Raw genomic sequence first — 23,430 nt, 5'->3', positions numbered from 1 at the left:
GTGGCGGAACAACAAGGACTGTTCACCGTTCGTGGTCTGATCCCGGCGTGGTCGACGTCCGCGGCGGCCTTCGGTGGCTTCTCGCTGCTGTTGCCGGTCGTGCCGTGGGCGATCGCCGAGGCCGGCGGCAGCGACACGCTCGCGGGGTCGGTGACGGCGGTGTTCATGTTCACCACCGTCCTCACCCAGCTCGCGATGCCGCGACTGCTGCGCGCATTCGGTCACCGCGCGACGCTCGCGGCCGGCTGCCTGTTCCTCGGGCCGCCGTCGCTGCTGTTCCTCGTGTCGATGGCCCCGGCGGCCGTACTCGGCATCTCCGCGCTGCGCGGTATCGGTTTCGGCATGATCACCGTGGCGGCGGCCGCCCTCGTCGGCGAACTCGCGCCGCCGCGATTGCTCGGCCGGGCCACCGGCATGCTCGGCATCGCCATCGCCGCGTCCCAGACGATCGGCCTGCCCGCAGGCCTGGCGATCGCCGAGCGGTTCTCCACCACGCCGGTGTTCGTGCTCGGCGCGATCATCTCGTCCGCCGGTCTGCTCGCCGCGAGCCGTCTGCCACGGCTGACCGCGAAACAATCCCGGACGGCGCGATGGGTGCCTCCGGTCGTGCTGCTGTTCCCGCTGGTCGCGGTGGGTGCCGGTGCGATCGCCTACGGCGGTCTCACCTCGCTGTTGCGCATTGCGGTCGCCGGTCTGCCCGTCGCGGCGGCGTTGGCCGTGCTCAGCGCGTCCTCGCTGGTCGGGCGGTACGCGGCCGGTTCGGTCGCCGACCGGATCGGCGCCGGCAAGTTGCTGCCCGTCGGTCTCGGCTTGGCGGGCCTGGCGATGATTCCGTTCGCGCTCGTCGCCGACGACCGAGGGGGAGCGGTGCTGTTGATCGTCGCCGCGATCGCCTTCGGCTTCGGTTTCGGTGTCGTGCAGAACGAGGCGCTGCTCGTCGCCTTCCGTCGCGCCGGGGCCGGCAACACCGGGTCGGCGAGCGCTGCCTGGAACATCGGCTTCGACGCGGGCACCGGCGCCGGTTCGTTCGCCCTCGGCGCGGTGGCCGCTGCGGCCGGATATCCGGCGGCCTTCGCCGCCGCCGCGGTCCTGGTCCCGGCGCTGCCGCTGCTGGCCCGACTGGCCGGGCCGTCGGAACGCCCCCGTCCCACCACATAGAATCGACATCATGAGCGCAACCACGGTCGCCGTCCTCGACTACGGCTCGGGCAATCTCCACTCCGCCACGCGGGCAGTCGCCCGTACCGGTGTGCATGTGGAGGTCACTGCCGACCCGAAGATCGCGCTCGCCGCCGACGGACTCGTCGTCCCCGGCGTCGGTGCCTTCGACGCGTGCATGAAGGGCCTGCGCAGCGTCGGCGGAGACAAGATCATCGGCACCCGCCTCGCCGGCGGTCGTCCGGTCCTCGGCATCTGCGTCGGCATGCAGATCCTGTTCGAACGCGGCGTCGAGCACGGCATCGAGACCGAGGGCTGCGGCGAGTGGCCGGGCACGGTCGAGCGTCTGGACGCGCCGGTGCTGCCGCACATGGGCTGGAACACCGTCGAGGCTCCCGCCGATTCGGTGCTCTTCGCCGGCATGGACGCCGACACCCGCTTCTACTTCGTCCACACCTATGCCGCCCGCAAGTGGGAACTCGACGCTCCCGAGCGTCTCGCGCCGCCGAAGGTGACCTGGGCCGAGCACGGCAGCCGCTTCGTCGCTGCCGTCGAGAACGGTCCGCTCTCGGCCACCCAGTTCCACCCGGAGAAGTCCGGCGACGCCGGCGCACAGTTGCTGCAGAACTGGGTCAACTCGTTGTGACCGGGCCGCGGCGCGGTCGGCCGAGCGGAGAGTTCTCCTTCGGCCGTCACGCGCTGCTGTCCGTCGGCACGGCGACCGTCGTCCTGCTCGTCACCGCGATCGTCGTGGTGGCGGTCCGGCCCACGCCGGTCGTCGGGCTCGTCATCGCACTCGTCGGCATCGTGGCGGCCGTCGTGGCCATGGGTGTCGTGTCGACGCGGTCGGCCCGCCGCGCCTTCGGTCCCGCCGAGGACGACCGTCCCGGAAGCTGACGCGCCGAACCGGGCTTCGCCCGGCGTGTTGCGGTAGCGAACCCCGGTTGGGCGCGCGAACTGTCCGGTAACGCAGCTGTGCGGACTCGAGATCGATCTGCCGTGCCCTGAGTCACCTCGCGCGCTCCTCGGAGGGGACGACGGCGTCCTGCGCCGCCGCGCGCAGACGATCGGCGAACATCGCGCAGGACCGCACGATCTCCGGGTCCGCGCGCATTCGGATGTCGGCGTCGAGGGTGGCGAGCGCGAGGACGAGCCACTGCCACGACTCGACCGCGAGGTGTACCTCGGTCCGGTCGTCACCCCTCGGGCGGATCTCGGCGTCCTGGTACTTCAGCGCGTCGGCGACGTGCGTGGCCGGGGCCGCCACGTCCAGATGTACCGGTGTCCGGCCCTGCCGGAGTCCTTGCCGCAGGTATTCCGTGGCGGACCCGGCGGGAAGCGGGCGGGGTGCGAACCGTCGGCCGGTGCGGAGCAGGTCGCGCACACGGTCGAGGCGGAAGACCCGCCAGTCCTCGCGATCGACGTCCCATCCGAGGAGGTACCACCGCAGCAGGTGGTGGACCTGCCGGTACGGCTCGACCCGGCGTGAGGTCGGCGAGCCCTGCGCGTCGACGTAGTCGAAGGTGAGCGTGTCGCACCGCGCGATCGCCTCCGCCACGGTGCCGAGCAGCTCCGCCGACACGCTGGGCGCCTGCAGCGCACTCGTCTCCACCGCGCTGCGGACGGCCGCGACCCGCGGGCGCAGCCGCGCGGGCAGGAACTGGTCGAGCTTGCCGTAGGCGCGGGTGGCAGCGTCGTCCAGTCCACCTTCGGCCGGCCCGGTCGCAGCGAGAGCGCCGAGTCCCAGCAGCACCGCGACGGCCTCGTCGTCGTCGAGTACCAGCGGCGGCATCGAGCGTCCCGACGCGAGACGGTAGAAACCACCGGGCCCGGAACGGGTTTCGACGGGATATCCGTAGCCGCGCAGCCGGTCGACGTCGCGGCGGAGCGTCCGGCGGCTCACCTGCAGCCGCCGGGCCAGCTCGTCCCCGCCGATCGCGCGTCCGGTCTGCAGGATCGACAACAACGCGAGCATCCGCTCGGTGACGTCCGCCATGCCGTCATCCTCCCACCGGTTGCGGTCAGGATCCGGCCGCAACCGGTCGTAGCGTCGAACCCATGACCACCACCGTCACGACCACCGAGGCGGCAGTGCGAGGCCGCGCCATCACCATCCGCCGCGCCCGCACCCACAACCTGGCCGACATCGATCTGACCGTTCCGCGCAACCGGCTCGTGGTGATCGTCGGGGTGTCCGGCTCCGGGAAGTCGTCGCTCGTCTTCGACACGATCGCCGCGGAGGCCGGTTACCAGCTCAACGAGACGTACCCGCCGTTCACGCGCAACCGGTTGCCGAAGTGGACGCGACCCGACGTCGACCACATCGACGGTCTGACGCCGGTGATCGTCGTCGACCAGCGCCGGCTCGGCGGCAACGCCCGCTCGACGGTCGGCACCATCACCGACACCTGGACCTATCTGCGGCTGCTGTACTCCCGGGTGGGCACACCCGTCCTCGGGGAGTCGAACCGCTTCTCGTTCAACGACACCACCGGGATGTGCCCGACCTGCTCCGGGCTCGGCGAGATCGTCGTCAGTGCCGTCGAACGGTTCCTCGATCTCGACAGGTCTCTCGCCGAGGGCGCGATCCTGGTGCCCGGCTTCGGCAACGGTGGGTACTGGTACTCCCAGTACGCCGACATCGGTTCCTTCGACGCGGCCACACCACTGCGTGAGTGGAAACCCGCCGAGCGGGAGGCACTGCTCTACGGCGGCGAGACCGCAGCGGCGCTGGGCCACAAACCGCCGGACGGCTACGAGGGTGTCGTCGAGAGATTCGAGCGCATCCACCTGCACACCTCCGACAACCTCTCCGAACGCAAACAGGACGTCATCCGGCGCTTCACCCGCGCCGAGACGTGCCCGGACTGCGCCGGAGAACGACTGAACGCGGCCGCGCGGGCGGTCACCGTGCGCGGCCGCACGATCGGGGAGCTGTCCCGCCTCGAGATCACCGAACTGCTCGAGTTCGTGCGCACGATCGACGACGAGCGCGCCGCACCTGTGGTGTCCGCACTGGTGGGCCGGCTCGAGGCGATGGTGACGATCGGCCTCGGCTATCTCGCGCTCGCCCGGGCGACCACCACGCTCTCGGGCGGCGAATCGCAACGGATCAAGATGGTCCGGCACCTCGGGTCGAGCCTGACGGAGATGACCTATGTCGTCGACGAACCGACGGTCGGTCTGCATCCCGCCGACATGGAGTCGATGATCGACCTCCTCGAACGTCTCCGCGACAGCGGCAACACCGTCCTCGTCGTCGAACACGACCCGGCCGTCATGGCTCGTGCCGACCAGGTGATCGAGATCGGTCCCGGTGCAGGTTCGTCCGGTGGTCGCCTCGTCTTCCAGGGCACCTTCGACCGGCTGCGAACGGCCGACACCCCCACCGGCCGATCGCTGCGGCGCGACATCGGCCGCGGTGGCCCCGCCCGCGAGGCGACCGGTCGTCTCACGATCGCCGATGCGTGTCGCAACAACCTCCGCGACCTGACGGTGCGGATCCCCACCGGGGTGCTCACCGTGTTCACCGGCGTCGCCGGATCGGGAAAGTCGAGTCTCGCAGCCGAACTCGTCGACCAGTACGACGCCACGGTGATCGACCAGCGGCCGGTGAGCACCAATCGCCGCTCCACCGCGATCACCTACACCGGCATCGCACCCGCCCTGCGGCGGATGTTCGCCGAACACAACGGTGTGCCGGCGAGCCTGTTCAGCGCGAACTCGGCGGGTGCGTGCCCCACCTGCACGGGGGCCGGTGTCGTGTACATCGACCTCGCCTTCATGGACGGACACGAGGTCGTCTGCGACACCTGCCACGGCCGCCGGTTCACCGCCGAGGTGCTCGGGCACACCGTGAACGGCCTGTCGATCGCCGACATCGACGACCTCACCGTCGGTCGCGCCCTCGAGGAGTTGCCGCACCCGGAGATCGCGCGCGGACTGAGCGCGCTCGCTGGGGTGGGCCTCGACTACCTCCGCCTCGGACAGTCGCTCGACACACTCTCCGGTGGCGAGTGCCAACGGGTGAAGATCGCCAAGGAACTCGGACGAGCGAAGACGCCGACCCTCTACGTCCTCGACGAGCCGACCACCGGCCTGCACGCCGAGGACGTCGGCACCCTCCTGTGCGTCTTCGACGACCTCGTCGACCGAGGGCACACCGTCGTCGTCATCGAGCACCACCTGGACGTGATCCGCCACGCCGACCACATCGTCGACCTCGGACCGGGACCGGGACGGCACGGCGGAACCGTGCTGTACGAGGGTCCTGTCGACGAGTACGCCGGCCGCCCGACCCCGACCTGCCGGGCCCTCGACGCGGCACGGTCGGCATGACGCACGGTGCTTTCCTGACGCCCCGGCCACGCGTTTGGTGATGTCACAGGTACAGGCACTAATGTGTACGCAGTGAGCCTGGTCCTTTTGCCCGCAGTCGACGTCGTCAACGGTGAAGCAGTTCGCCTCGTTCAGGGAGAGGCGGGCAGCGAGACCGGCTACGGTTCGCCCCGCGACGCCGCCCTCGAATGGCAGAACGCCGGCGCCGAATGGGTGCACATGGTCGATCTCGACGCGGCGTTCGGCCGCGGCGACAACCGTGCACTTCTCGCCGACGTCGTCGGCGAACTCGACGTGAAGGTCGAGCTGTCGGGCGGCATCCGCGACGACGAGACCCTCGCCGCGGCCCTCGCGACCGGCTGTGCCCGCGTCAACCTCGGCACCGCCGCGATCGAGAATCCCGAGTGGTGCTCGCGCGTCATCGGCGAGTTCGGCGACCGGATCGCCGTGGGTCTCGACGTCAAGCTTCTCGACGGCCAGTGGCGACTGCGCGGCCGCGGCTGGGTCTCCGACGGCGGCGATCTGTGGGAGGTGCTCGAGCGCCTCGAACGCGACGGCTGCTCGCGCTACGTCGTCACCGACGTCACCAAGGACGGCACCCTCTCCGGCCCCAACCTCGACCTGCTCCGCGAGGTGTGCGCGGCCACCGACTCTCCGGTCGTCGCGTCCGGCGGCGTCTCGACCGTCGACGACCTGCGTGCCATCGCGACGCTCACCGACGAGGGTGTCGAAGGCGCCATCATCGGAAAGGCGCTCTACGCGGGCCGATTCACGCTGACCGAGGCGCTCGACGCCGTCTCGCGCTGACCGATGACCGATCCCGCAGACCTGAACCGGCTGCTCGCCGTCGCGAGCGGTGTACTCGACGAGGTCGCGGAACGGTTCGTCGCCGGGCACGGTGCGCCGCGTTCCGTCGACAAGGGACCGAACGACTTCGCGACCGATCTCGATCTCGAACTCGAGCGGCGGATCTCCGGTGCCCTCGCCGAGCGCACCGGTATCCCCGTGCACGGTGAGGAGTTCGGCGGCCCGTCCGCAGGGGAGGGCACCGTCTGGTTGCTCGACCCGATCGACGGCACCATCAACTACTCCGCCGGGCTGCCGATGGCCGGGATCCTCCTCGCTCTCGTCGAGGACGGCGAACCGATCCTCGGCCTCACGTGGCTGCCGCTGACGAATCAGCGCTTCGCGGGAATCGCCGACGGGCCGCTGCTCGTGAACGGCAAGCCCACCGAACCGCTGCAGCCGGCCCGGCTCGAGGACGTGATGATCGCCGTCGGCAGTTTCGACATCGACAGTCGCGGTCGGGTGCCCGGCACCCGGCGTCTCGCCGTCATCACCGAGCTGAGCCGGCGCGTCGCCCGGCTGCGGATGCACGGTTCCACCGGCGCCGACCTCGCGTTCACTGCGGGAGGCGCGATCGGCGGTGCCGTGGTGTTCGGCCACCACCCTTGGGACAACGCCGCCGGTGTCGCACTCGTGCGGGCCGCCGGTGGCATCGCCACCGACTTCGCGGGCCGACCCTGGCGGATCGGCTCCGGATCGGTGGTCGCTGCAGCGCCCGGAGTGCACGGCGAGATACTGGAGATTGTGCAGTCGGCGACGGAACAGTCCGTGGCCGAGCAGTTGGGTTCCGAAGGAGATCGAACATGACGCTGGCCGTGCGGGTCATCCCGTGCCTCGACGTGGATGCGGGGCGGGTGGTCAAGGGTGTCAACTTCGAGAACCTGCGCGATGCGGGTGATCCGGTCGAGCTCGCCGCCCTCTACAACGAACAGGGCGCCGACGAACTGACCTTCCTCGACGTCACCGCGTCGAGCGGCGACCGCGGCACCATGCTCGACGTCGTCACGCGTACCGCCGAGCAGGTGTTCATCCCGCTCACGGTCGGAGGCGGCGTCCGCACCGTCGAGGACGTCGACCGTCTGCTGCGCGCCGGCGCCGACAAGGTCTCGGTCAACACCGCGGCTATCGCGCGGCCCGAGGTGCTGCGCGAGATGTCCGAGCGATTCGGCTCGCAGTGCATCGTGCTGTCGGTCGACGCCCGCACCGTGCCCGCGGGGCAGGAACCCACGCCGAGCGGCTGGGAGGTCACCACCCACGGTGGTCGTCGCGGGACGGGCATCGACGCGGTCGAGTGGGCCCGGCGCGGCGAGGAACTCGGCGTCGGCGAGATCCTGCTCAACTCGATGGACGCCGACGGCACCAAGAACGGTTTCGACCTGAAGATGATCGAGGCCGTGCGCAAGGCCGTGCACGTGCCCGTCATCGCCTCCGGCGGTGCCGGCGCCGTCGAGCACTTCGCACCCGCCGTGCAGGCCGGTGCCGACGCGGTGCTCGCCGCGAGTGTCTTCCACTTCCGGGAGCTGACCATCGGTCAGGTCAAGGACGCGATGCGCGCGGAAGGGATCACGGTCCGATGAGCGACATCCTGAATCCGGCGATCGCCGCCCGGCTCAAGCGCAACGACGACGGCCTGTTCGCCGCCGTCGTGCAGGAGCGGACCACCGGCGCCGTCCTGATGATGGCGTGGATGGACGACGAGGCGCTCGCCCGCACCCTCGCGACCCGCAAGGCCACCTACTACTCGCGGTCGCGGCAGCAGTACTGGGTCAAGGGCGAGACGTCCGGGCACACCCAGTACGTGCACGAGGTGCGCCTCGACTGCGACGGCGACACGGTGCTGCTTGTCGTCGACCAGGTCGGCGCCGCCTGCCACACCGGCACGCACACCTGCTTCGACACCGACATCCTGCTCGAGGCACCGCAGATCGCCGAGTAACCCGAGGTCGTCCGTTCGCACGACATCTCGTGGGGCGGACGGCAGGACCGATCGGCGGGTCGTGCGACGGGCTGCGACAATGCCCGCATGCCTCTCATCCAGATCAGTCAGACGCCGGGCCTGTCCGACGAGCAGAAGGCCGAGGTGATCTCCGCGGTCACCCGCGCGTACGCCGAGGCCTCGGGCAAGAATCCGTCGTCGGTGTGGGTGACGATCACAGAGGTGCCCCGCGAGAACTGGGGCGTGGGCGGAACTCCGCTCGGCTGACCCGACCCGGTTCACCCCGAGTCCGTCTTCGCGCACCCCTTTCGTATCCGATGAGAATAGTGTTCTCTGTATTGAGAGCGTTATGTTCTGACGACGGGGTGAAGGGGCACGCATGTTGCTGGATCCGAGTCCGGATCAGGAGTTCTTCCGCGACACCACGGCACGGTTCCTCGCGGAGAGGGTGCCGCCGGACGGGATCCGCCGCCTCCGTGACGATCCGGACGGCTTCGCAGCCGACTACTGGCGTGCCGGGGCCGAACTCGGCTGGACCGGCCTGCTCGTCGACGAGGACCACGGCGGAGGATCGCTGAGCGGTCTCGGACTCGTCGATCTCACGCTGGTCGCCCACGAGTTCGGGCGCCACGCCGCCCCCGGGCCGCTGTGCCCCACGAACATCGCGGCGGAGATGCTCGGCCGGTACGGGAAAGACCACGAGGAGACGCTGGCGGCGCTGCTCGCCGGCCGCGCCACCGCAGCCTGGTGCCTGGACGAACCGCGCGCCGGCAGCCGGACCGCCACCGCGCCTGTGGAGATCCGGATCGACGGCGACGAGGTGGTCGTCACCGGCACCAAACGCCCCGTCGAGGCCGTCATCACCGCCGATCTCCTGCTCGTGACCGGTCGGACCGGGCAGGACGTGACCAACGTGCTCGTACCCCGCGACGCGCAGGGAGTGAACATCACGCCGCTTCGGTCGATCGACGTCACGCGGCGCTACGCCGCGGTCCACTTCGACGAGGTGCGCGTGCCGCTGAGCTCCGTCGTCGGTGGACCCGGCGGGGGAGCGGACGACGCCGCCCGCGCGCGGCGGACCGCGATCGTGATCTCCTGCGCCGAATCCGTCGGGGCGCTGCAGGCGGTCTTCGATCTCACCGTCGCATGGGCGTTCGACCGCTACTCCTTCGGTCGCCCGCTCGCCTCCTATCAGGAACTCAAGCACCGGTTCGCCGACATGAAGACCTGGATCGAGGCGAGTCACGCGATTGCCGACCGCGCGGCCGGAGCGGTCGCGACATCGAGCTCCGATGCGGACGAACTCGTCTGCGCCGCAAAGGCCTACATAGGCCAGTACGGCAGCGAGCTGGTGCAGGACTGCATCCAGATCCACGGCGGGATCGGCGTGACCTACGAACACGATCTGCACCTCTATGCGCGACGCGCGGCCGCGAACCGCTCCGGCTTCGGCACCCCGGCCGAACATCGTGCCCGTCTCGCCGACATCGTCGAACTCCGGGAGGCATCCTGATGACCCTCGACACCTCGGACAGGGCCGACGTGACCGAGACGCTCGACGAGTTCCGGGCACGGGCGCGGGCGTGGATCGACGCCAACCTGGAACGCTCCGACTCCGCGGCCTACATCGGGGTGCTCCGCCCTGAGGCATCCGACGAGGAGGAACTGGCCCTCGTCCGGCGCGAGCGCGACATCCAGCGGGCGATGTTCGACGCGGGCTTCGCCGGCATCTGCTTTCCCCGCGCGTACGGCGGGCAGTGGCTGCCGCGCGCCTACCAGCAGGTGTTCGACGAGGAACTCGCCGGCTACGAATATCCATCCCGTCTGCAGGTGCCCACCTTCGTGCCGTGCGCGGCGGTGCTGCTCGAATTCGGGACCGAGGAACAGAAACGCCGCCACATCCCCGCCATCCTGAAGGGCGAGGAACTGTGGATGCAGATGCTCTCCGAACCCAGCGGCGGATCCGACGTCACCGCCGCCGTCACCACCGCGGTCCGCGACGGTGAGGACTGGATCCTCAACGGATCGAAGATCTGGACCACCGGTGCGTGGTGGTCGGACTGGGCGCTGTGCCTGGCCCGCACCAACTGGGACGTCCCGAAGAACCGGGGACTGACCGTCTTCATGATTCCGCTGAAGCAACCCTCGGTCGAGGTGCACCGCATCGAGATGCTCAGCGGCTCGAAGGAGTTCTGCCAGGAATTCCTGACGGATGTGCGTGTCCCCGACAGCGACCGGCTCGGCGAGGTCGACGACGGCTGGACCGTGGGCACCCGCTGGATGTTCCACGAGCGCATGTACCGGAACTCGCCGTACACGACGATCCCGGCGGGGGTCTCGCGCGGCGCCTCGCGGATGCCCGAGCTGTTCGCCGTGGCCCACGACGCCGGCCGGCTCGACGACCCGCTCGCCCGCGACCTCCTCGGGGAGGCGCGGATGCTCGAACTGGTCAAGCAGTCCCTCGAACAGCGGGTGTCCACGGGCGTGGCGACGCGGACCATGTCGGACCAGGCCGCGAGCATCGCCCGCCTGATGTCCGGTGTCGTGGAGAGCCGCCTCGTCACCATCGGCTACGAGTTCACCGATGCCAACGGTGCCGCCTGGGACGAGACCGACGGAGCGGTCGCGCAGCGCGGCGTCGACCATCTGATGCGGCAGGTGTGGTGCATCGCGGGCGGGACGACGGAGATGGCGCGCAACGTCATCAGCGAACGCGTGCTCGGCATGCCGCGTGAGCGCAGCCACGACCCGAACATCCCGTTCCGGGACGTGCCGAGGAGTCGCCCCGCCACGTGACGGGCGCGGGAGGGTCGTAGGGCGGCGGCTCAGGCTTTGCCGATACCGCCGGCGATCCCCTCGTCGATCTGCTCGACCAGGGCGGAGCCCAGGCGCGCGAGCGCGCGCACCTGGTCGTCGTCGAGGCCGTCGAACACGAGTCGGCGCACCGCCTCGACGTGGCTCGGTGCCGCCTCGACGACGGTGTCGTAGCCGGCATCGGTGAGCACTGCGTACGAACCGCGACTGCCCGGCACCGGTTCGCGTCGAACCCAGCCGCGCTTCTCGAGGCGCGTGACGACGTGCGAGAGCCGTGACAGCGACGCGTTGGCCTCGGCGGCGAGAGCGTTGAGGCGCAGTCGACGCTCGGGGTTCTCGGAGAGCAGTGCGAGGACGAAGTACTCGAAGTGCGTCATGTCGGAGTCGCGCTGCATCTGGGTGTCGAGCGCGGCCGGCAGTCGCGTGATGACGGAGACGAGCGCCCGCCAGGCGTTCTGCTGCGTCGGATCGAGCCACCGCGGGTCCTCGTTGCTCATGCCTGCTCCTCGCTCGTTCGGTCGTTGTCGCACCCGGCCGGGGAATGGGAATGGCCGCGCGACGGGTTCTCCTCTATGATACTTGAAGCTTCAACTTGAGGGGATGTCATGACCACCGATTCCGCGACCACGCCCGCCTTGTTCCTCAGTCACGGCGCCCCGCCGCTCGTCGACAGCGAACTGTGGGTGTCGCAGCTGCAGTGCTGGGCAGGCGACCTGCCGCACCCCTCGGCGATCCTCGTGGTCTCCGCGCACTGGGAATCCGCCCCGCTGACCATCGGGTCGACGACCACCGGCACCCCGCTCGTGTACGACTTCGGGGGATTCCCGCGCCGCTTCTACGAGGTGACCTACACCAGCCCCGGCGCCCCCGAACTGGCCCGGCAGGTCGCGGCACTCATGCCCGACGACGAACCGGTGGTGCAGCAACCGCACCGCGGACTCGACCACGGTGCCTACGTGCCGCTGACCGTCATGTACCCGGACGCCGACATCCCGGTGCTGCAGATCTCCCTGCCCACACTGGATCCGGAACGCCTGCTGCACCTGGGCGCACGACTGCGTCCGCTGCGCGAGCAGGGCGTGCTCATCATCGGCTCCGGATTCACCACGCACGGTCTGCCCTTCCTGCGCGACCCGCGTCCCGAGGCACCCGCGCCGGGCTGGTCCGCGGAGTTCGACCACTGGACCGCCGAGCAGCTCGCGCGCGGCGACGTCGACGCGCTGCTCGACTTCCGGCACCGCGCACCGGGCATGCCGTACGCGCATCCGACGGTCGAGCACTTCGCCCCGCTGTTCGTCACGCTCGGTGCCTCCGACGCTCCCGGCCGCGGCATCGACCAGGTCGTCGACGGGTTCTGGATGGGCCTGGCCAAGCGCTCGTTCCAGGTCGCCTGACGGCGGCTGCAGAGCCGGACGAGGTCCCTGGGATGATGGGGCGCATGTCCGGCGAGCCCACCACCATTCCCGCAGCCACCACCGACTCCTCGGGTGGCGGCCGTTCCGATTCGACGACCACCCGCGAGCAGTTCCGCCAGCTGGCCGCCGAGCACCGCGTGGTCCCGGTGACCCGCAAGGTGCTCGCGGACGCGGAGACCCCGTTGTCGGCCTACCGCAAGCTCGCGGCAGACCGCCCCGGAACCTTCCTGCTCGAGTCGGCGGAGAACGGCCGGTCGTGGTCGCGGTGGTCGTTCATCGGCGCCGGGAGCCCGGCCGCGCTGACCGTCGTCGACGGCGACGCCGCCTGGTACGGCAACGTCCCGGCCGGCGCGCCCACGGGTGGCAACCCCGTCGACGTCCTCGGCGAGACCCTCCAGTTGCTCCACACGGACCGCATCCACGGACTGCCGCCTCTCACCAGCGGCATGGTCGGCTATCTCGGCTACGACGTCGTCCGTCATCTCGAGAAGCTGCCGACGCTCGCCGAGGACGATCTGCAGATCCCCGAGATGGTGATGCTGCTGGCGACCGACCTCGCGGCCGTCGACCACCACGAGGGCATGATCTGGCTCATCGCCAACGCCGTGAACTGGGACGGCTCCGACGAACGCGTCGACGAGGCCTACGACGACGCCGTCGCCCGCCTCGATCGGATGACCGCGGCGCTCGCCGCGCCCGCACCGGCCACCGTCGCGACCTATTCGCGGCCCGAACCCGACTACCGCCGTCAACGCACCACCGAGTCGTTCTGCACGGACGTCCGCAAACTGATCGGTGACATCGAGGCCGGTGAGGCCTTCCAGGTGGTGCTCTCGCAGCGCTTCGAGATCGACTGCGATGCAGAGCCGATCGACGTCTACCGGATGCTCCGCGCGTCCAACCCCAGCCCGTACATGTTCCTGCTCCACATCCCCGGCCCGGACGGCGAGACGGCCTTCTCGATCGTCGGGTCGAGCCCGGAGGCGCTCGTGACGGTCTCGGACGGGGTGGCCACCACCCATCCCATCGCCGGGACCCGGTGGCGCGGCGCGAACGAGGAGGAGGACATCCTGCTCGAGAAGGACCTCGTCCACGACGAGAAGGAGAACGCCGAGCACCTCATGCTCGTCGATCTCGGCCGCAACGATCTCGGCCGGGTGTGCACGCCGGGCACCGTCGAGGTGCACGACTACCGCCACATCGAGCGGTACAGCCACGTGATGCACCTCGTCTCCACGGTCACCGGGCGACTCGCGGAGGGCAAGCACGCCCTCGACGCCGTCACGGCGTGTTTCCCCGCCGGGACCCTGTCGGGGGCGCCGAAGGTGCGCGCGATGGAACTGATCGAGGAACTCGAACCCACCCGCCGCGGCATCTACGGCGGCATCGTCGGTTATCTCGATTTCGCGGGCGACGCCGACACCGCCATCGCGATCCGTTCCGCTCTCGTCAAGGACGGCGTCGCCTACGTACAGGCGGGCGCCGGCATCGTCGCCGACTCCGATCCGGAGGCCGAGGACACCGAGGCCCGCAACAAGGCCATGTCCGCCCTCGCCGCCGTGGCCGCCGCATCCACCCTCACCACCTACGGCGGTGACGCACGGTGACCGCGGAGACGCCGGACGCCGCCCCCACCACCGGGCGCCGGCGCCGGCCGACCGTCATCGCCGCCCTGCTGCTCGGGGTCGGCGCGGCCCTGCTGTGGGCGTCGAGCCGGATGACATGGGTCACCGCGGTCTCGTCCGACGGACTCGGGATCGACCGCGTCGACGACCTCGAGGGTGGCCGCTGGGCGGCGGCACTGACCCCGCTCGCTCTCGTGCTGCTCGCGGCGGTCGCCGCCGTCTTCGCGGTGCGCGGACTCGCGCTGCGACTCGTCTCGCTCGTGGTCGCGGCCGTCGCCGTCGCCGCCGCGATCCCCGCCGTCCGGTTGCTCACCGGTGACGCGGACCCCGAGACCGCGGCCGGTGTCGCCGCGCTGCCCGACCGCGCGACCGTGACCGCCGTCGAGACCTATCCGCTGCCGGCCGTCCTTGCGATCGTCGGCGCCGTCGCGGCCCTCGCCGCGGCGGTGACGCTGTGGCGCACCCCGCGCGAGGCGGCCGGATTGTCGTCGAAGTACGACGCCCCGGCAGCACGTCGCGAGGCGGCCGCCCGGCGCGCCGAGAACGACGAACCCCTGTCCGAACGCGGTCTGTGGGACGCACTGGACGCAGGTGAGGATCCCACGGACGACGGTGGCGAGGGTGATACAGGCACCCGCCGGTGACCGCTGTAAACCACTTCACTACTCTTCTAGACAGATCCGATGAGCTTGATCACATCGGGATTGAGCAGGGTGGGAAAGGACTCGAGCCACGATGACAGTTCTCGATTCGATTCTCGAAGGAGTGCGAGCAGACGTCGCCGCCCGTGAGGCGGCCCTCGATCTCGCCTCCGTCAAGGCTGCCGCCGCAGCCGCGCCCCCACCGATCGACGCCAAGGCCGCGCTGCGCGAACCGGGCATCGCGGTCATCGCCGAAGTGAAGCGTGCCAGCCCCTCGAAGGGTGCTCTCGCCGACATCGCCGATCCCGCCGAGCTCGCTGCAGCGTACGAGTCCGGAGGCGCTCGCGCCATCAGCGTTCTCACCGAGGAACGCCGATTCCACGGCAGCCTCGCCGACCTCGACGCCGTCCGTCGCGCCGTCCGTATTCCCGTGCTGCGCAAGGACTTCGTGGTCGGTCCCTACCAGATCCACGAGGCGCGGGCACACGGCGCCGACATCGTGCTCCTCATCGTCGCGGCCCTCGAACAGACCGTGCTGACTGCGCTGATCGACCGCGTCGAGTCGCTCGGCATGACTGCACTGGTCGAGGCGCACACCGAGGAGGAGGCCGACCGCGCCCTCGAGGCCGGCGCCACCGTCATCGGGATCAACGCCCGCAACCTCAAGACCCTCGAGGTCGACAAGACGACGTTCTCGCGCATCGCGCCGGGCCTGCCCAGCAACGTGCTCAAGATCGCCGAGTCGGGTGTTCGCGGCCCGGCCGATCTGCTCGCGTACGCGGGCGCGGGCGCCGACGCGGTGCTCGTCGGAGAGGGACTGGTGACCAGTGGGGATCCGCGCCAGGCAGTCGCCGAACTGGTGACGGTGGGCACGCATCCGTCGTGCCCCAAGCCCGCACGCTGACCGTCCCGGCCGGTCCGGACCCCCACGTGATCCGCGTCGCGTGGTGGGGCAGACTGGACGCGTGACTGCAGACGATTCCGCACTTTCCGCCAAGGGCCGAGGGCTTCCCTCGATGAGCGAAGCCCTCGCCACTCCGACCGCGCACGAACCCGACGTCCGCGGCCATTTCGGAGTCTTCGGTGGCCGCTATGTGCCCGAGGCGCTCATGGCGGTGATCGAGGAGGTCACCGCTGCCTACGAGAAGGAACGCGTCGATCCCGGCTTCCTGGCCGAACTCGACCGCCTGCAGCGCGACTACACCGGCCGCCCGTCCCCGGTCTACGAGGCCACCCGCCTGAGCGAACACGCCGGCGGAGCGCGCATCTTCCTCAAGCGCGAGGATCTCAACCACACCGGCTCGCACAAGATCAACAACGTGCTCGGGCAGGTGCTGCTCGCCAAGCGCATGGGCAAGACCCGCGTGATCGCCGAGACCGGCGCCGGCCAGCACGGCGTCGCCACCGCCACCGCATGCGCGCTGCTCGGTCTCGAATGCCGCGTCTACATGGGTGAGGTCGACACCGAACGGCAGGCCCTCAACGTCGCGCGCATGCGTCTGCTCGGCTCCGAGGTCATCGCCGCCAAGACCGGCTCGCGCACCCTCAAGGACGCGATCAACGAAGCGATGCGCGACTGGGTCACCAACGCCGACAACACCTACTACTGCTTCGGCACCGCCGCCGGCCCGCACCCCTTCCCGGCGATGGTCCGCGACTTCCAGCGCATCATCGGCCTCGAGGCCCGCGCACAGATCCGCGAGCTCACCGGTCGCCTGCCCGACGCCGTCGTCGCCTGCGTCGGCGGTGGATCGAACGCGATCGGCATCTTCCACCCGTTCATCGACGACCCGTCGGTCAAGCTCGTCGGCTGCGAGGCCGGGGGAGACGGGGTGGAGACCGGACGGCACGCCGCCACCATCGGCGGCGGCACCCACGGTGCCCTGCACGGCGCGTTCTCGTACCTGCTGCAGAACGAGGACGGCCAGACCATCGAATCGCATTCGATCTCCGCCGGTCTCGACTATCCCGGCGTCGGCCCCGAACACGCCTGGCTCGCCGACACCGGCCGGGCCGAGTACCGCGCCGTCACCGACAGCGAGGCCATGGAGGCCTTCGCGTTGCTGTGCCGCACCGAGGGCATCATCCCCGCGATCGAGTCCGCCCACGCCGTCGCCGGTGCCGTCAAGCTCGGCCTCGAACTCGGAAAGGGCGCCATCGTCCTGGTCAACCTCTCCGGCCGCGGGGACAAGGACGTCGACACCGCCGCCAAGTGGTTCGGCTACCTGCCGACCGACGAGTCCGCAGACCAGACCGGCCCCGAAGGAGCAGCCCAGTGAGCGCCCCGCACGAACGCCTGACCGAGATCTTCGCGACCTGCCGCGCCGAGAACCGCGCCGCACTGGTCGGCTACCTGCCGGTCGGCTATCCCACCGTCGAGCGCTCCGTCGAGGCGATGAAGACCCTCGTCGAGGGCGGCTGCGATCTCATCGAGGTCGGCATCCCCTACAGCGACCCGGTCATGGACGGCACCACCATCCAGAACGCGGCGTTCGAGGCGATCGCCAACGGCGTCCGGGTCCGCGACGTCTTCCCGGCCGTCGAGGCGATCACCGCCGTCGGCGGCGCCGCGGTCGTGATGACCTACTGGAACCTCGTGCTCAAGTACGGCGTCGAGAACTTCGCGCGCGACCTCGCGGCCGCGGGCGGACTCGGCATCATCACGCCCGATCTCGTCCCGGACGAGGCGGAGGAATGGATCGCCGCGGCCGACAAGTACGGACTCGGCAGGATCTTCCTGGTCGCACCGTCGTCGACCAACGAGCGCCTCGCGACCACCCTCGACAAGTGCCGCGGCTTCGTCTACGCCACCTCGACCATGGGTGTCACCGGCGCCCGCGACAGCGTCGACAACCGCGCGCCGGAGATCGTCGCCCGGGTGCGCACGCACTCCGACATCCCGGTCGGCGTCGGTCTCGGTGTGCGCAACGGCGCCCAGGCCGCGGAGATCGCGGGCTATGCCGACGGCGTGATCGTCGGCTCGGCGCTGGTCTCCGCCGTCGCCGAAGGACACGACGCGTTGCTCGCACTGACTCGGGATCTCGCGAAGGGCGTTCGCTCCGCTAACGTGCACTCGTGACATCCACTGCGTCTGTTCTGGCCTATCTGCCGAGTCCGCCGCAGGGCGTCTGGTATCTCGGACCGTTCGCCCTCCGCGCCTACGCCCTGTGCATCATCGTCGGGATCGTCGTGGCGATCTGGTGGGGTGACCGCCGCTGGGTCGCGCGCGGCGGACAGGCCGGCACCGTCCTCGACATCGCCGTGTGGGCGGTGCCCTTCGGCCTGATCGGTGGGCGGCTCTACCACGTCGCCACCGACTGGCAGAAGTACTTCGGGGACGGCAACGACCCGGTCGACGCCCTGAAGATCTGGGAGGGCGGCCTCGGCATCTGGGGTGCGGTCGCCTTCGGTGCGCTCGGCGCGTGGATCGGGTGCCGTCGGCGGGGGATCCCGCTGCCGGCCTTCGGGGACGCTCTCGCCCCGGCGATCCTGCTGGCGCAGGCCATCGGACGCCTCGGCAACTGGTTCAATCAGGAACTCTACGGTCGCGAGACCACGGTGGCGTGGGGACTCGAGATCTACGAACGGCGCAACGACGCAGGGCAGGTCGCGCCCGGATTGGTCGACGGGGTGTCCACCGGTGAGGTGGCCTTCGTCGTGCACCCGACCTTCCTCTACGAGCTGCTGTGGAATCTCCTCGTCGTGCTGCTGCTGGTGTTCGTCGACCGGAAGTTCACGATCGGCCACGGACGCCTGTTCGCCCTGTACGTCGCCGGATACTGCGCGGGCCGGTTCTGGATCGAGCTCATGCGCACCGACGCGGCGACCCAGATCGCCGGTATCCGGATCAACTCGTTCACCTCGGGCATCGTGTTCGTGCTCGCGGTCGCCTACTTCGTTCTCGCACGCAAGGGCCGTGAGGACCCGGCGTCGCTGAACCCGGCGGCTGCGGGCGCCGGAGCGGAGCCGGCCGCGCAGGACGAGGGCGGGGCGGCCGCAGGGAAGGCGGTACCCGCCTCGGAGTCGGCGGACGCCGAGTCGGGCAGCTCGGAGTCGGCCGCTGCCGAGTCGGGCAGCTCGTCATCCTCCGCCGGTAGAGTCGACGAAGCGACGTCCGGAGACAGCAAAGGGGATCACTCGTGACCACACAGGACCCGGGAACTTCGGGAGCATCCGATTCGGAGCCTGCCAAGCCGGAGCCCGACACGACGGAGCCTGCCAAGCCCGACCTGACCAAGCGGAGCGAGTCCGCCTCCGGTGCCGACACACCGGAGCGGTCCTCGGACAGTGAGCACACCCCGCCGCCCGATCTCGGACGCGCGTTCGACTACGACGCCACCGCGCAGGCATCGTTGTCCGCTCAACCGCCCACCCTCGACTCCCTCGGTGGTGCCACCGGCACTCCGGGACCGGGATGGGACACCTACTCGGGTGTGGGCAACGGACCGGGCTGGGGAACCACGCCCAGCTATCCGCCGCCGGCCGACCACGAGTCCGACTATCCGCCGCCGGGCGACTATCCCTACGGCGAGCATCAGGGCCGGCCCGAAAGCGGCACCGGACCGGTCTACGGGACACCCGATCCGCACTACCCGATCGGGTCCCCGCAGCAGGATCCGTCGCAGGGCCGCTACACCGGTCCGCAGGGATCGCACCAGGCACCGGGTTACGGTCCGCCGCCGCAGGGTGGGCAGGGTTACGGCCCACCGCCGCAGGCCGGGCAGGGTTACGGTCCGCCGCCGCAGGGCGGGCAGGGTTACGGCCCACCGCCGCAGGGCGGACAGGGTTACGGTCCGCCGCCCGGCTACGGGGTGATGCCCGCCTACGGTTACCCCGACCCGTCGAACCCGTACGGTCGCGACGCCGCGGCGCCCTTCGGACGCGATCCCTACACGGGCGAGCCGTACTCCGACAAGAGCAAGGTCACCGCGGGTGTGCTGGAGATCCTGCTCGGCGCCTTCGGTGCCGGACGCTTCTATCTCGACCAGCCGGGTACGGCGGTCGCGCAGATCGCCGTCACGTGGCTCACCTGCGGCATCGGGGGCATCTGGCCGCTGATCGACGGCATCCTCATGCTCACCGGCAAGGTCCGCGACAAGAACGGACGCCAGCTCCGCCCGTGACATCCCGACGACTCCGTCCCTTCGGCACCCCGGCGACACGCGCCGGGGTGCTGGGATGGAGGGTCGCAGGCGCGGAGGCTAGGCTCGAAGCGTGACCCGACGCACCAAGATCGTTTGCACTATGGGGCCGGCCACCGCCGACCCCGATGTCCTGCGGAATCTCGTCGACGCCGGAATGGACGTCGCCCGCCTGAATTTCAGCCACGGTGAACACGCCGACCACGAGGGCCACTACAACCGGGTCCGCGCTGCGTCGGAGGCCTCCGGGCACGCCGTAGGCATCCTCGCCGATCTCCAGGGGCCGAAGATCCGGCTCGGACGATTCGCCGAGGACCGCACCGTGTGGGAACACGGTGAAGTGGTCCGCATCACCGTCGACGACGTGGTCGGAGACCACGACCGCGTCTCGACCACCTACAAGGAACTCGCCCAGGACGCCGTCGCCGGCGACCGGTTGCTCGTCGACGACGGCAAGGTCGGTCTGGTCGTCGAGGCGGTCGAGGGCAACGACGTCGTCTGCCGCGTCATCGAGGGCGGGCCCGTCAGCAACAACAAGGGTGTCTCCCTGCCGGGGATGAACGTCTCCGTTCCGGCCATGTCGGAGAAGGACATCGAGGACCTCGAGTTCGCCCTGCGCCTCGGTGTCGACTTCATCGCCCTGTCGTTCGTGCGGTCGCCGGCCGACGTCGAACTCGTTCACGAGGTCATGGACCGCGTCGGGCGGCACGTGCCGGTGATCGCCAAGCTCGAGAAGCCCGAGGCCGTCGAGAATCTCGAGGCCGTGGTCCTCGCCTTCGACGCGGTCATGGTGGCGCGCGGCGACCTCGGCGTCGAACTTCCGCTCGAGGAAGTGCCGCTCGTGCAGAAGCGCGCGATCCAGATCGCACGCGAGAACGCCAAGCCCGTCATCGTCGCGACGCAGATGCTCGAATCGATGATCGAGAACTCGCGTCCCACCCGCGCCGAGGCCTCCGACGTGGCCAACGCCGTGCTCGACGGCGCCGACGCCGTGATGCTCTCGGGTGAGACCTCCGTCGGCAAGTTCCCCGTCGAAACGGTCCGCACGATGGCGCGCATCATCGCCGCCGTCGAGTCGGATTCGACGGAAGTGCCTGCGTTGACGCACGTTCCGCGCACCAAGCGCGGTGTCATCTCGTACGCCGCCCGCGACATCGGCGAGCGTCTCGACGCCAAGGCGCTCGTCGCGTTCACCCAGTCGGGCGACACCGTGCGACGACTCGCGCGGCTGCACACCCCGCTGCCGCTGCTCGCCTTCACGCCCGTCCCGCACATCCGCAACCAGCTGGCGCTGACGTGGGGCACCGAGACCTTCTCGGTCGAGCCGGTCGACACCACCGACCAGATGGTCGAGCAGGTCGACGCGGCGTTGCTGTCGCTGGGGAGGTACCAACGCGGCGACCTCGTGGTGATCGTCGCCGGAGCGCCTCCGGGACGCTCGGGTTCGACCAACCTCATCCACGTGCACCGGCTGGGCGAGAAAGACACCCGGTGACACTGTCGGACACAACGGATCTCGACGTTCTCCTCGGCCTCCTCGATCTGGAGCAGGTCGAGGAGAACGTCTTCCGTGGCGGCCATCCCGCGCAGGTCGGCAGCCGCACCTTCGGTGGCCAACTCGTCGCGCAGGCGCTCATCGCGGCCGGACGCACCGTCGGTGACCGTCCCGTGCACGCGATCAACGCGCACTTCATCCGGGGCGGCGACGTCAAGCGGCCCATCGACTACCACGTCGTCACCCACCGGGACGGCCGCGACTTCGCGAACCGGATGGTCACCGCCTACCAGGACGACCAGGAACTGTTCGTCATGCTCGCCGCCTTCCAGCGGTGGGGCAAGGGCCTCGAACACTCGGTGACCGTTCCCGATGTTCCACTGCCCGAAGCGCTTCCGCCGATCGGCGAACGTCTGCGCGGCTTCGAGGAGCAATTGCCGCATTTCGTCGGCGCGCTCAAGCCGATCGACATGCGGTACGCCAACGACCCCGCCTGGGTGTTGCGGGGAACGGGGGAGAAGCTCGGCCACAACCGCGTGTGGATGCGCGCCGACGGGCAACTACCCGACGATCCGCTGCTCCACGTCGCCACGCTGGCCTACGCGTCCGACACGACCGTCCTCGACTCGATCCTTACCACCCACGGCCTGTCGTGGGGACTCGACCGGATCGTGGCGGCGACGGTCAATCATTCGATCTGGTTCCACCGTCCGGTCCGCTTCGACGAATGGCACCTGTACGCCACGGAATCCCCGGTGGCGGCCGGTTCCCGCGGGATGGCGACGGGCCGCTACTTCACCATCGAGGGCGAACTCGTCGCGACCGTCGTGCAGGAAGGGCTCATCCGTCACTTCCCGCCGCGTCGCCCGTCGGGGAGCTGATCGGCCGATCGATCGAGGGCAGCCGACAGCGCGCGCATGCCCTCCACGATCCGTGCCAGTTCCTCGGTCCCGGTCTCCCCGCACAGGGCCCGCGCGGCGTCGGTGTGAGTGGGACCGATGGCCCGGATCGCGTCGCGCCCGGCCGACGTCATCGCGACGAGTTTGGCGCGACGGTGCGCCGGGTTGGGGCGGTACTCCGCCAGTCCCTTGTCGACGAGGAGATCGGCGATGCGCTGGACGCTCTGCCGCGTGATGCCCATTTCGCGGGCGATCGCGGACACCGGCAGCGGAGCGGGGGAGACCGCACCGAGGACCTGCCACCAGGCCGCGGTCAGGCCGACGGGACGAGCCAGGGTCTCGGCCAGCGCGAGGAACTGCCCGTTGAGCCGGAAGGCCGTCAGTGCGGCCGCGCTGAGCAGCTCGGCCTCGACCGGGTGCCGCTCGGCCGCGTTCTTCTCGGCCGCGTGCTGCTCCGTCACGAGCCGGAGGACATGAGCTCGTAGTAGCCGCGCGGGTCGCGCTCGCCGTAGAGGGCGTACCAGGCGTCGAGCACGCGCGGTTCGTACAGGTCGAGCCGGGCGAAGATCGCGCGGGCGAAGTCGACCGGGGCGATGCCGCTCGCGGTGATGAGATCGCCGTCCGTGACCGCGGGTTCGTCCCGGTACAGATCGGCGCCCCCGTAGCCGACGCCCTGCAGGAATTCGAGAGCGTTGCTCGTGTGCGGCCGCTCGTCGAGCAGTCCCGCAGCCGCGAGCGCCCCGGTCGCGCCGCAGATCGCAGCCACCGGAACGCCGGCGTCGAGGAACTGCCGGGTCTTGTCGACGAAGGGGGCGTAGGCGTCGGTCGGCCAGATGTCGTTGCCGGCGAGGATCAGCATCGCGCTGTCCTCCGGCGTGACGTCTGCGAGCACGGTGTCGGGGAGGATGCGGAGTCCGCCCTTCGTCGTGACCGGTTCCGTCGTGGCTCCGACCGTGCGGACGCGGTACCGGCCGGGACTGCGCTGCCATTCGGGATCTGCGATGTGCGGCGTGACGTATCCGATCTCCCAGTCCGCCAGGGTGTCGTACACGGCGACGTGAACTGTTTCGGTCATGACAGCATGCTGACAAAAAGGCAGCATGCTGTCAATAGTGTGTCTGC

Annotated in this window: 25 protein-coding genes; 21 read left to right on the top strand and 4 right to left on the bottom strand. The window is 70.1% G+C overall.

Features of this window, described 5'->3' with window-relative positions:
• From LPH33_RS14565 to LPH33_RS14555, 3 genes are read left to right on the top strand one after another with little or no spacing between them, the layout of a single operon-like run.
• The gene (locus LPH33_RS14565) at positions 1-1,158 is read left to right on the top strand and encodes an MFS transporter (protein WP_229565023.1); all 1,158 of its coding nucleotides are present in this window, start codon (positions 1-3) and stop codon (positions 1,156-1,158) included.
• Positions 1,159-1,168: 10 nt separating this feature from the next.
• Positions 1,169-1,804 carry an imidazole glycerol phosphate synthase subunit HisH gene (hisH, locus tag LPH33_RS14560; RefSeq protein ID WP_088898428.1) on the top strand — a complete coding sequence of 212 codons (636 nt, stop codon included), beginning with the start codon at positions 1,169-1,171 and terminating at the stop codon, positions 1,802-1,804.
• Positions 1,801-2,055, top strand: coding sequence for a hypothetical protein (locus LPH33_RS14555; protein WP_229565022.1), 255 nt, complete (start codon positions 1,801-1,803; stop codon positions 2,053-2,055). Before hisH ends, LPH33_RS14555 begins: the two co-directional genes overlap by 4 nt.
• 112 nt (positions 2,056-2,167) lie before the next feature.
• Here the strand turns inward: LPH33_RS14555 and LPH33_RS14550 are convergent, their stop codons facing one another.
• Positions 2,168-3,154 carry a helix-turn-helix transcriptional regulator gene (locus LPH33_RS14550; protein ID WP_229565021.1) on the bottom strand — a complete coding sequence of 329 codons (987 nt, stop codon included), beginning with the start codon at positions 3,152-3,154 and terminating at the stop codon, positions 2,168-2,170.
• Between the two features lie 62 nt (positions 3,155-3,216).
• On the opposite strand from LPH33_RS14550, the gene LPH33_RS14545 reads away from it, so the two are divergent.
• The 8 genes from LPH33_RS14545 to LPH33_RS14510 all read left to right on the top strand — a co-directional run bounded on the left by LPH33_RS14545 (position 3,217) and on the right by LPH33_RS14510 (position 11,074).
• The gene (locus LPH33_RS14545; protein ID WP_229565020.1) at positions 3,217-5,496 is read left to right on the top strand and encodes an ATP-binding cassette domain-containing protein; all 2,280 of its coding nucleotides are present in this window, start codon (positions 3,217-3,219) and stop codon (positions 5,494-5,496) included.
• Between the two features lie 72 nt (positions 5,497-5,568).
• Positions 5,569-6,303 (top strand): bifunctional 1-(5-phosphoribosyl)-5-((5-phosphoribosylamino)methylideneamino)imidazole-4-carboxamide isomerase/phosphoribosylanthranilate isomerase PriA, encoded by a 735-nt coding sequence (gene priA / locus LPH33_RS14540; RefSeq protein WP_060652869.1) that lies wholly within the window; start codon positions 5,569-5,571, stop codon positions 6,301-6,303.
• Between the two features lie 3 nt (positions 6,304-6,306).
• Positions 6,307-7,149 carry an inositol monophosphatase family protein gene (locus tag LPH33_RS14535; protein WP_016696030.1) on the top strand — a complete coding sequence of 281 codons (843 nt, stop codon included), beginning with the start codon at positions 6,307-6,309 and terminating at the stop codon, positions 7,147-7,149.
• The gene (gene hisF, locus LPH33_RS14530; protein ID WP_016696031.1) at positions 7,146-7,919 is read left to right on the top strand and encodes an imidazole glycerol phosphate synthase subunit HisF; all 774 of its coding nucleotides are present in this window, start codon (positions 7,146-7,148) and stop codon (positions 7,917-7,919) included. Before LPH33_RS14535 ends, hisF begins: the two co-directional genes overlap by 4 nt.
• Positions 7,916-8,278, top strand: coding sequence for a phosphoribosyl-AMP cyclohydrolase (gene hisI, locus LPH33_RS14525; protein ID WP_229565019.1), 363 nt, complete (start codon positions 7,916-7,918; stop codon positions 8,276-8,278). The genes hisF and hisI overlap by 4 nt, the downstream gene beginning before the upstream one ends.
• Before the next feature lie 87 nt (positions 8,279-8,365).
• Positions 8,366-8,545, top strand: coding sequence for a tautomerase family protein (locus LPH33_RS14520; RefSeq protein ID WP_016935788.1), 180 nt, complete (start codon positions 8,366-8,368; stop codon positions 8,543-8,545).
• 112 nt (positions 8,546-8,657) lie between these two features.
• Positions 8,658-9,791: an acyl-CoA dehydrogenase family protein gene (locus LPH33_RS14515; RefSeq protein ID WP_059381011.1), complete on the top strand. Its 1,134-nt coding sequence runs from the start codon at positions 8,658-8,660 to the stop codon at positions 9,789-9,791.
• Positions 9,791-11,074 (top strand): acyl-CoA dehydrogenase family protein, encoded by a 1,284-nt coding sequence (locus LPH33_RS14510; RefSeq protein WP_229565018.1) that lies wholly within the window; start codon positions 9,791-9,793, stop codon positions 11,072-11,074. The genes LPH33_RS14515 and LPH33_RS14510 overlap by 1 nt, the downstream gene beginning before the upstream one ends.
• 29 nt (positions 11,075-11,103) lie before the next feature.
• On the opposite strand, the gene LPH33_RS14505 is transcribed toward LPH33_RS14510, so the two are convergent.
• The gene (locus tag LPH33_RS14505) at positions 11,104-11,589 is read right to left on the bottom strand and encodes a MarR family winged helix-turn-helix transcriptional regulator (protein WP_088898420.1); all 486 of its coding nucleotides are present in this window, start codon (positions 11,587-11,589) and stop codon (positions 11,104-11,106) included.
• Between the two features lie 108 nt (positions 11,590-11,697).
• Here LPH33_RS14505 and LPH33_RS14500 point away from each other — a divergent pair, with 108 nt between their 5' ends.
• From LPH33_RS14500 to LPH33_RS14455, 10 genes are all read left to right on the top strand, one after another.
• On the top strand, positions 11,698-12,486 hold the full coding sequence (locus LPH33_RS14500; protein WP_229565017.1) for a dioxygenase: 789 nt from the start codon (positions 11,698-11,700) through the stop codon (positions 12,484-12,486).
• 44 nt (positions 12,487-12,530) lie between these two features.
• Positions 12,531-14,114, top strand: a complete 1,584-nt coding sequence (locus tag LPH33_RS14495) for an anthranilate synthase component I (RefSeq protein WP_024101208.1) — start codon at positions 12,531-12,533, stop codon at positions 14,112-14,114.
• Positions 14,111-14,776 carry a TIGR02234 family membrane protein gene (locus tag LPH33_RS14490; RefSeq protein WP_016696040.1) on the top strand — a complete coding sequence of 222 codons (666 nt, stop codon included), beginning with the start codon at positions 14,111-14,113 and terminating at the stop codon, positions 14,774-14,776. Before LPH33_RS14495 ends, LPH33_RS14490 begins: the two co-directional genes overlap by 4 nt.
• A 91-nt stretch (positions 14,777-14,867) precedes the next feature.
• Positions 14,868-15,677, top strand: a complete 810-nt coding sequence (trpC, locus tag LPH33_RS14485) for an indole-3-glycerol phosphate synthase TrpC (protein ID WP_016696041.1) — start codon at positions 14,868-14,870, stop codon at positions 15,675-15,677.
• A gap of 112 nt (positions 15,678-15,789) precedes the next feature.
• The gene (gene trpB / locus LPH33_RS14480) at positions 15,790-17,052 is read left to right on the top strand and encodes a tryptophan synthase subunit beta (RefSeq protein ID WP_160875910.1); all 1,263 of its coding nucleotides are present in this window, start codon (positions 15,790-15,792) and stop codon (positions 17,050-17,052) included.
• Positions 17,049-17,852 (top strand): tryptophan synthase subunit alpha, encoded by an 804-nt coding sequence (trpA, locus tag LPH33_RS14475; RefSeq protein ID WP_160875858.1) that lies wholly within the window; start codon positions 17,049-17,051, stop codon positions 17,850-17,852. The genes trpB and trpA overlap by 4 nt, the downstream gene beginning before the upstream one ends.
• Positions 17,849-18,916: a prolipoprotein diacylglyceryl transferase gene (gene lgt / locus LPH33_RS14470; RefSeq protein WP_229565016.1), complete on the top strand. Its 1,068-nt coding sequence runs from the start codon at positions 17,849-17,851 to the stop codon at positions 18,914-18,916. Before trpA ends, lgt begins: the two co-directional genes overlap by 4 nt.
• Positions 18,913-19,896 (top strand): TM2 domain-containing protein, encoded by a 984-nt coding sequence (locus tag LPH33_RS14465; protein WP_160875862.1) that lies wholly within the window; start codon positions 18,913-18,915, stop codon positions 19,894-19,896. Before lgt ends, LPH33_RS14465 begins: the two co-directional genes overlap by 4 nt.
• 91 nt (positions 19,897-19,987) lie before the next feature.
• Positions 19,988-21,409, top strand: coding sequence for a pyruvate kinase (gene pyk, locus LPH33_RS14460; protein WP_026061874.1), 1,422 nt, complete (start codon positions 19,988-19,990; stop codon positions 21,407-21,409).
• Positions 21,406-22,290 carry an acyl-CoA thioesterase II gene (locus LPH33_RS14455; protein ID WP_229565015.1) on the top strand — a complete coding sequence of 295 codons (885 nt, stop codon included), beginning with the start codon at positions 21,406-21,408 and terminating at the stop codon, positions 22,288-22,290. Before pyk ends, LPH33_RS14455 begins: the two co-directional genes overlap by 4 nt.
• Here LPH33_RS14455 and LPH33_RS14450 read toward each other — a convergent pair.
• Positions 22,257-22,769 (bottom strand): MarR family winged helix-turn-helix transcriptional regulator, encoded by a 513-nt coding sequence (locus tag LPH33_RS14450; protein WP_229565014.1) that lies wholly within the window; start codon positions 22,767-22,769, stop codon positions 22,257-22,259. The two genes, LPH33_RS14455 and LPH33_RS14450, sit on opposite strands and share 34 nt — an antisense overlap.
• Entirely contained in the window at positions 22,766-23,383 is a 618-nt protein-coding gene (locus tag LPH33_RS14445; protein WP_229565013.1) for a DJ-1/PfpI family protein, read from the bottom strand. Before LPH33_RS14445 ends, LPH33_RS14450 begins: the two co-directional genes overlap by 4 nt.
• Positions 23,384-23,430 lie beyond the last annotated feature (47 nt).

Source organism: Rhodococcus sp. RDE2 (assembly GCF_020885655.1).
In the GTDB taxonomy this organism is placed as follows: domain Bacteria; phylum Actinomycetota; class Actinomycetes; order Mycobacteriales; family Mycobacteriaceae; genus Rhodococcus; species Rhodococcus pyridinivorans.
This window is presented reverse-complemented; position numbering and strand designations above follow the sequence as displayed.

Bases quoted from the DNA above. Each gene is read 5' to 3' on its own strand.
- LPH33_RS14505 (WP_088898420.1), bottom strand. From the start codon at position 11,589: ATGAGCAACGAGGACCCGCGGTGGCTCGATCCGACGCAGCAGAACGCC.
- hisI (WP_229565019.1), top strand. From the start codon at position 7,916: ATGAGCGACATCCTGAATCCGGCGATCGCCGCCCGGCTCAAGCGCAAC.
- LPH33_RS14495 (WP_024101208.1), top strand. From the start codon at position 12,531: ATGTCCGGCGAGCCCACCACCATTCCCGCAGCCACCACCGACTCCTCG.
- LPH33_RS14550 (WP_229565021.1), bottom strand. From the start codon at position 3,154: ATGGCGGACGTCACCGAGCGGATGCTCGCGTTGTTGTCGATCCTGCAG.
- LPH33_RS14545 (WP_229565020.1), top strand. From the start codon at position 3,217: ATGACCACCACCGTCACGACCACCGAGGCGGCAGTGCGAGGCCGCGCC.
- LPH33_RS14510 (WP_229565018.1), top strand. From the start codon at position 9,791: ATGACCCTCGACACCTCGGACAGGGCCGACGTGACCGAGACGCTCGAC.
- LPH33_RS14515 (WP_059381011.1), top strand. From the start codon at position 8,658: ATGTTGCTGGATCCGAGTCCGGATCAGGAGTTCTTCCGCGACACCACG.
- LPH33_RS14445 (WP_229565013.1), bottom strand. From the start codon at position 23,383: ATGACCGAAACAGTTCACGTCGCCGTGTACGACACCCTGGCGGACTGG.
- hisH (WP_088898428.1), top strand. From the start codon at position 1,169: ATGAGCGCAACCACGGTCGCCGTCCTCGACTACGGCTCGGGCAATCTC.
- LPH33_RS14500 (WP_229565017.1), top strand. From the start codon at position 11,698: ATGACCACCGATTCCGCGACCACGCCCGCCTTGTTCCTCAGTCACGGC.
- trpB (WP_160875910.1), top strand. From the start codon at position 15,790: ATGAGCGAAGCCCTCGCCACTCCGACCGCGCACGAACCCGACGTCCGC.
- LPH33_RS14535 (WP_016696030.1), top strand. From the start codon at position 6,307: ATGACCGATCCCGCAGACCTGAACCGGCTGCTCGCCGTCGCGAGCGGT.
- hisF (WP_016696031.1), top strand. From the start codon at position 7,146: ATGACGCTGGCCGTGCGGGTCATCCCGTGCCTCGACGTGGATGCGGGG.
- trpC (WP_016696041.1), top strand. From the start codon at position 14,868: ATGACAGTTCTCGATTCGATTCTCGAAGGAGTGCGAGCAGACGTCGCC.
- LPH33_RS14520 (WP_016935788.1), top strand. From the start codon at position 8,366: ATGCCTCTCATCCAGATCAGTCAGACGCCGGGCCTGTCCGACGAGCAG.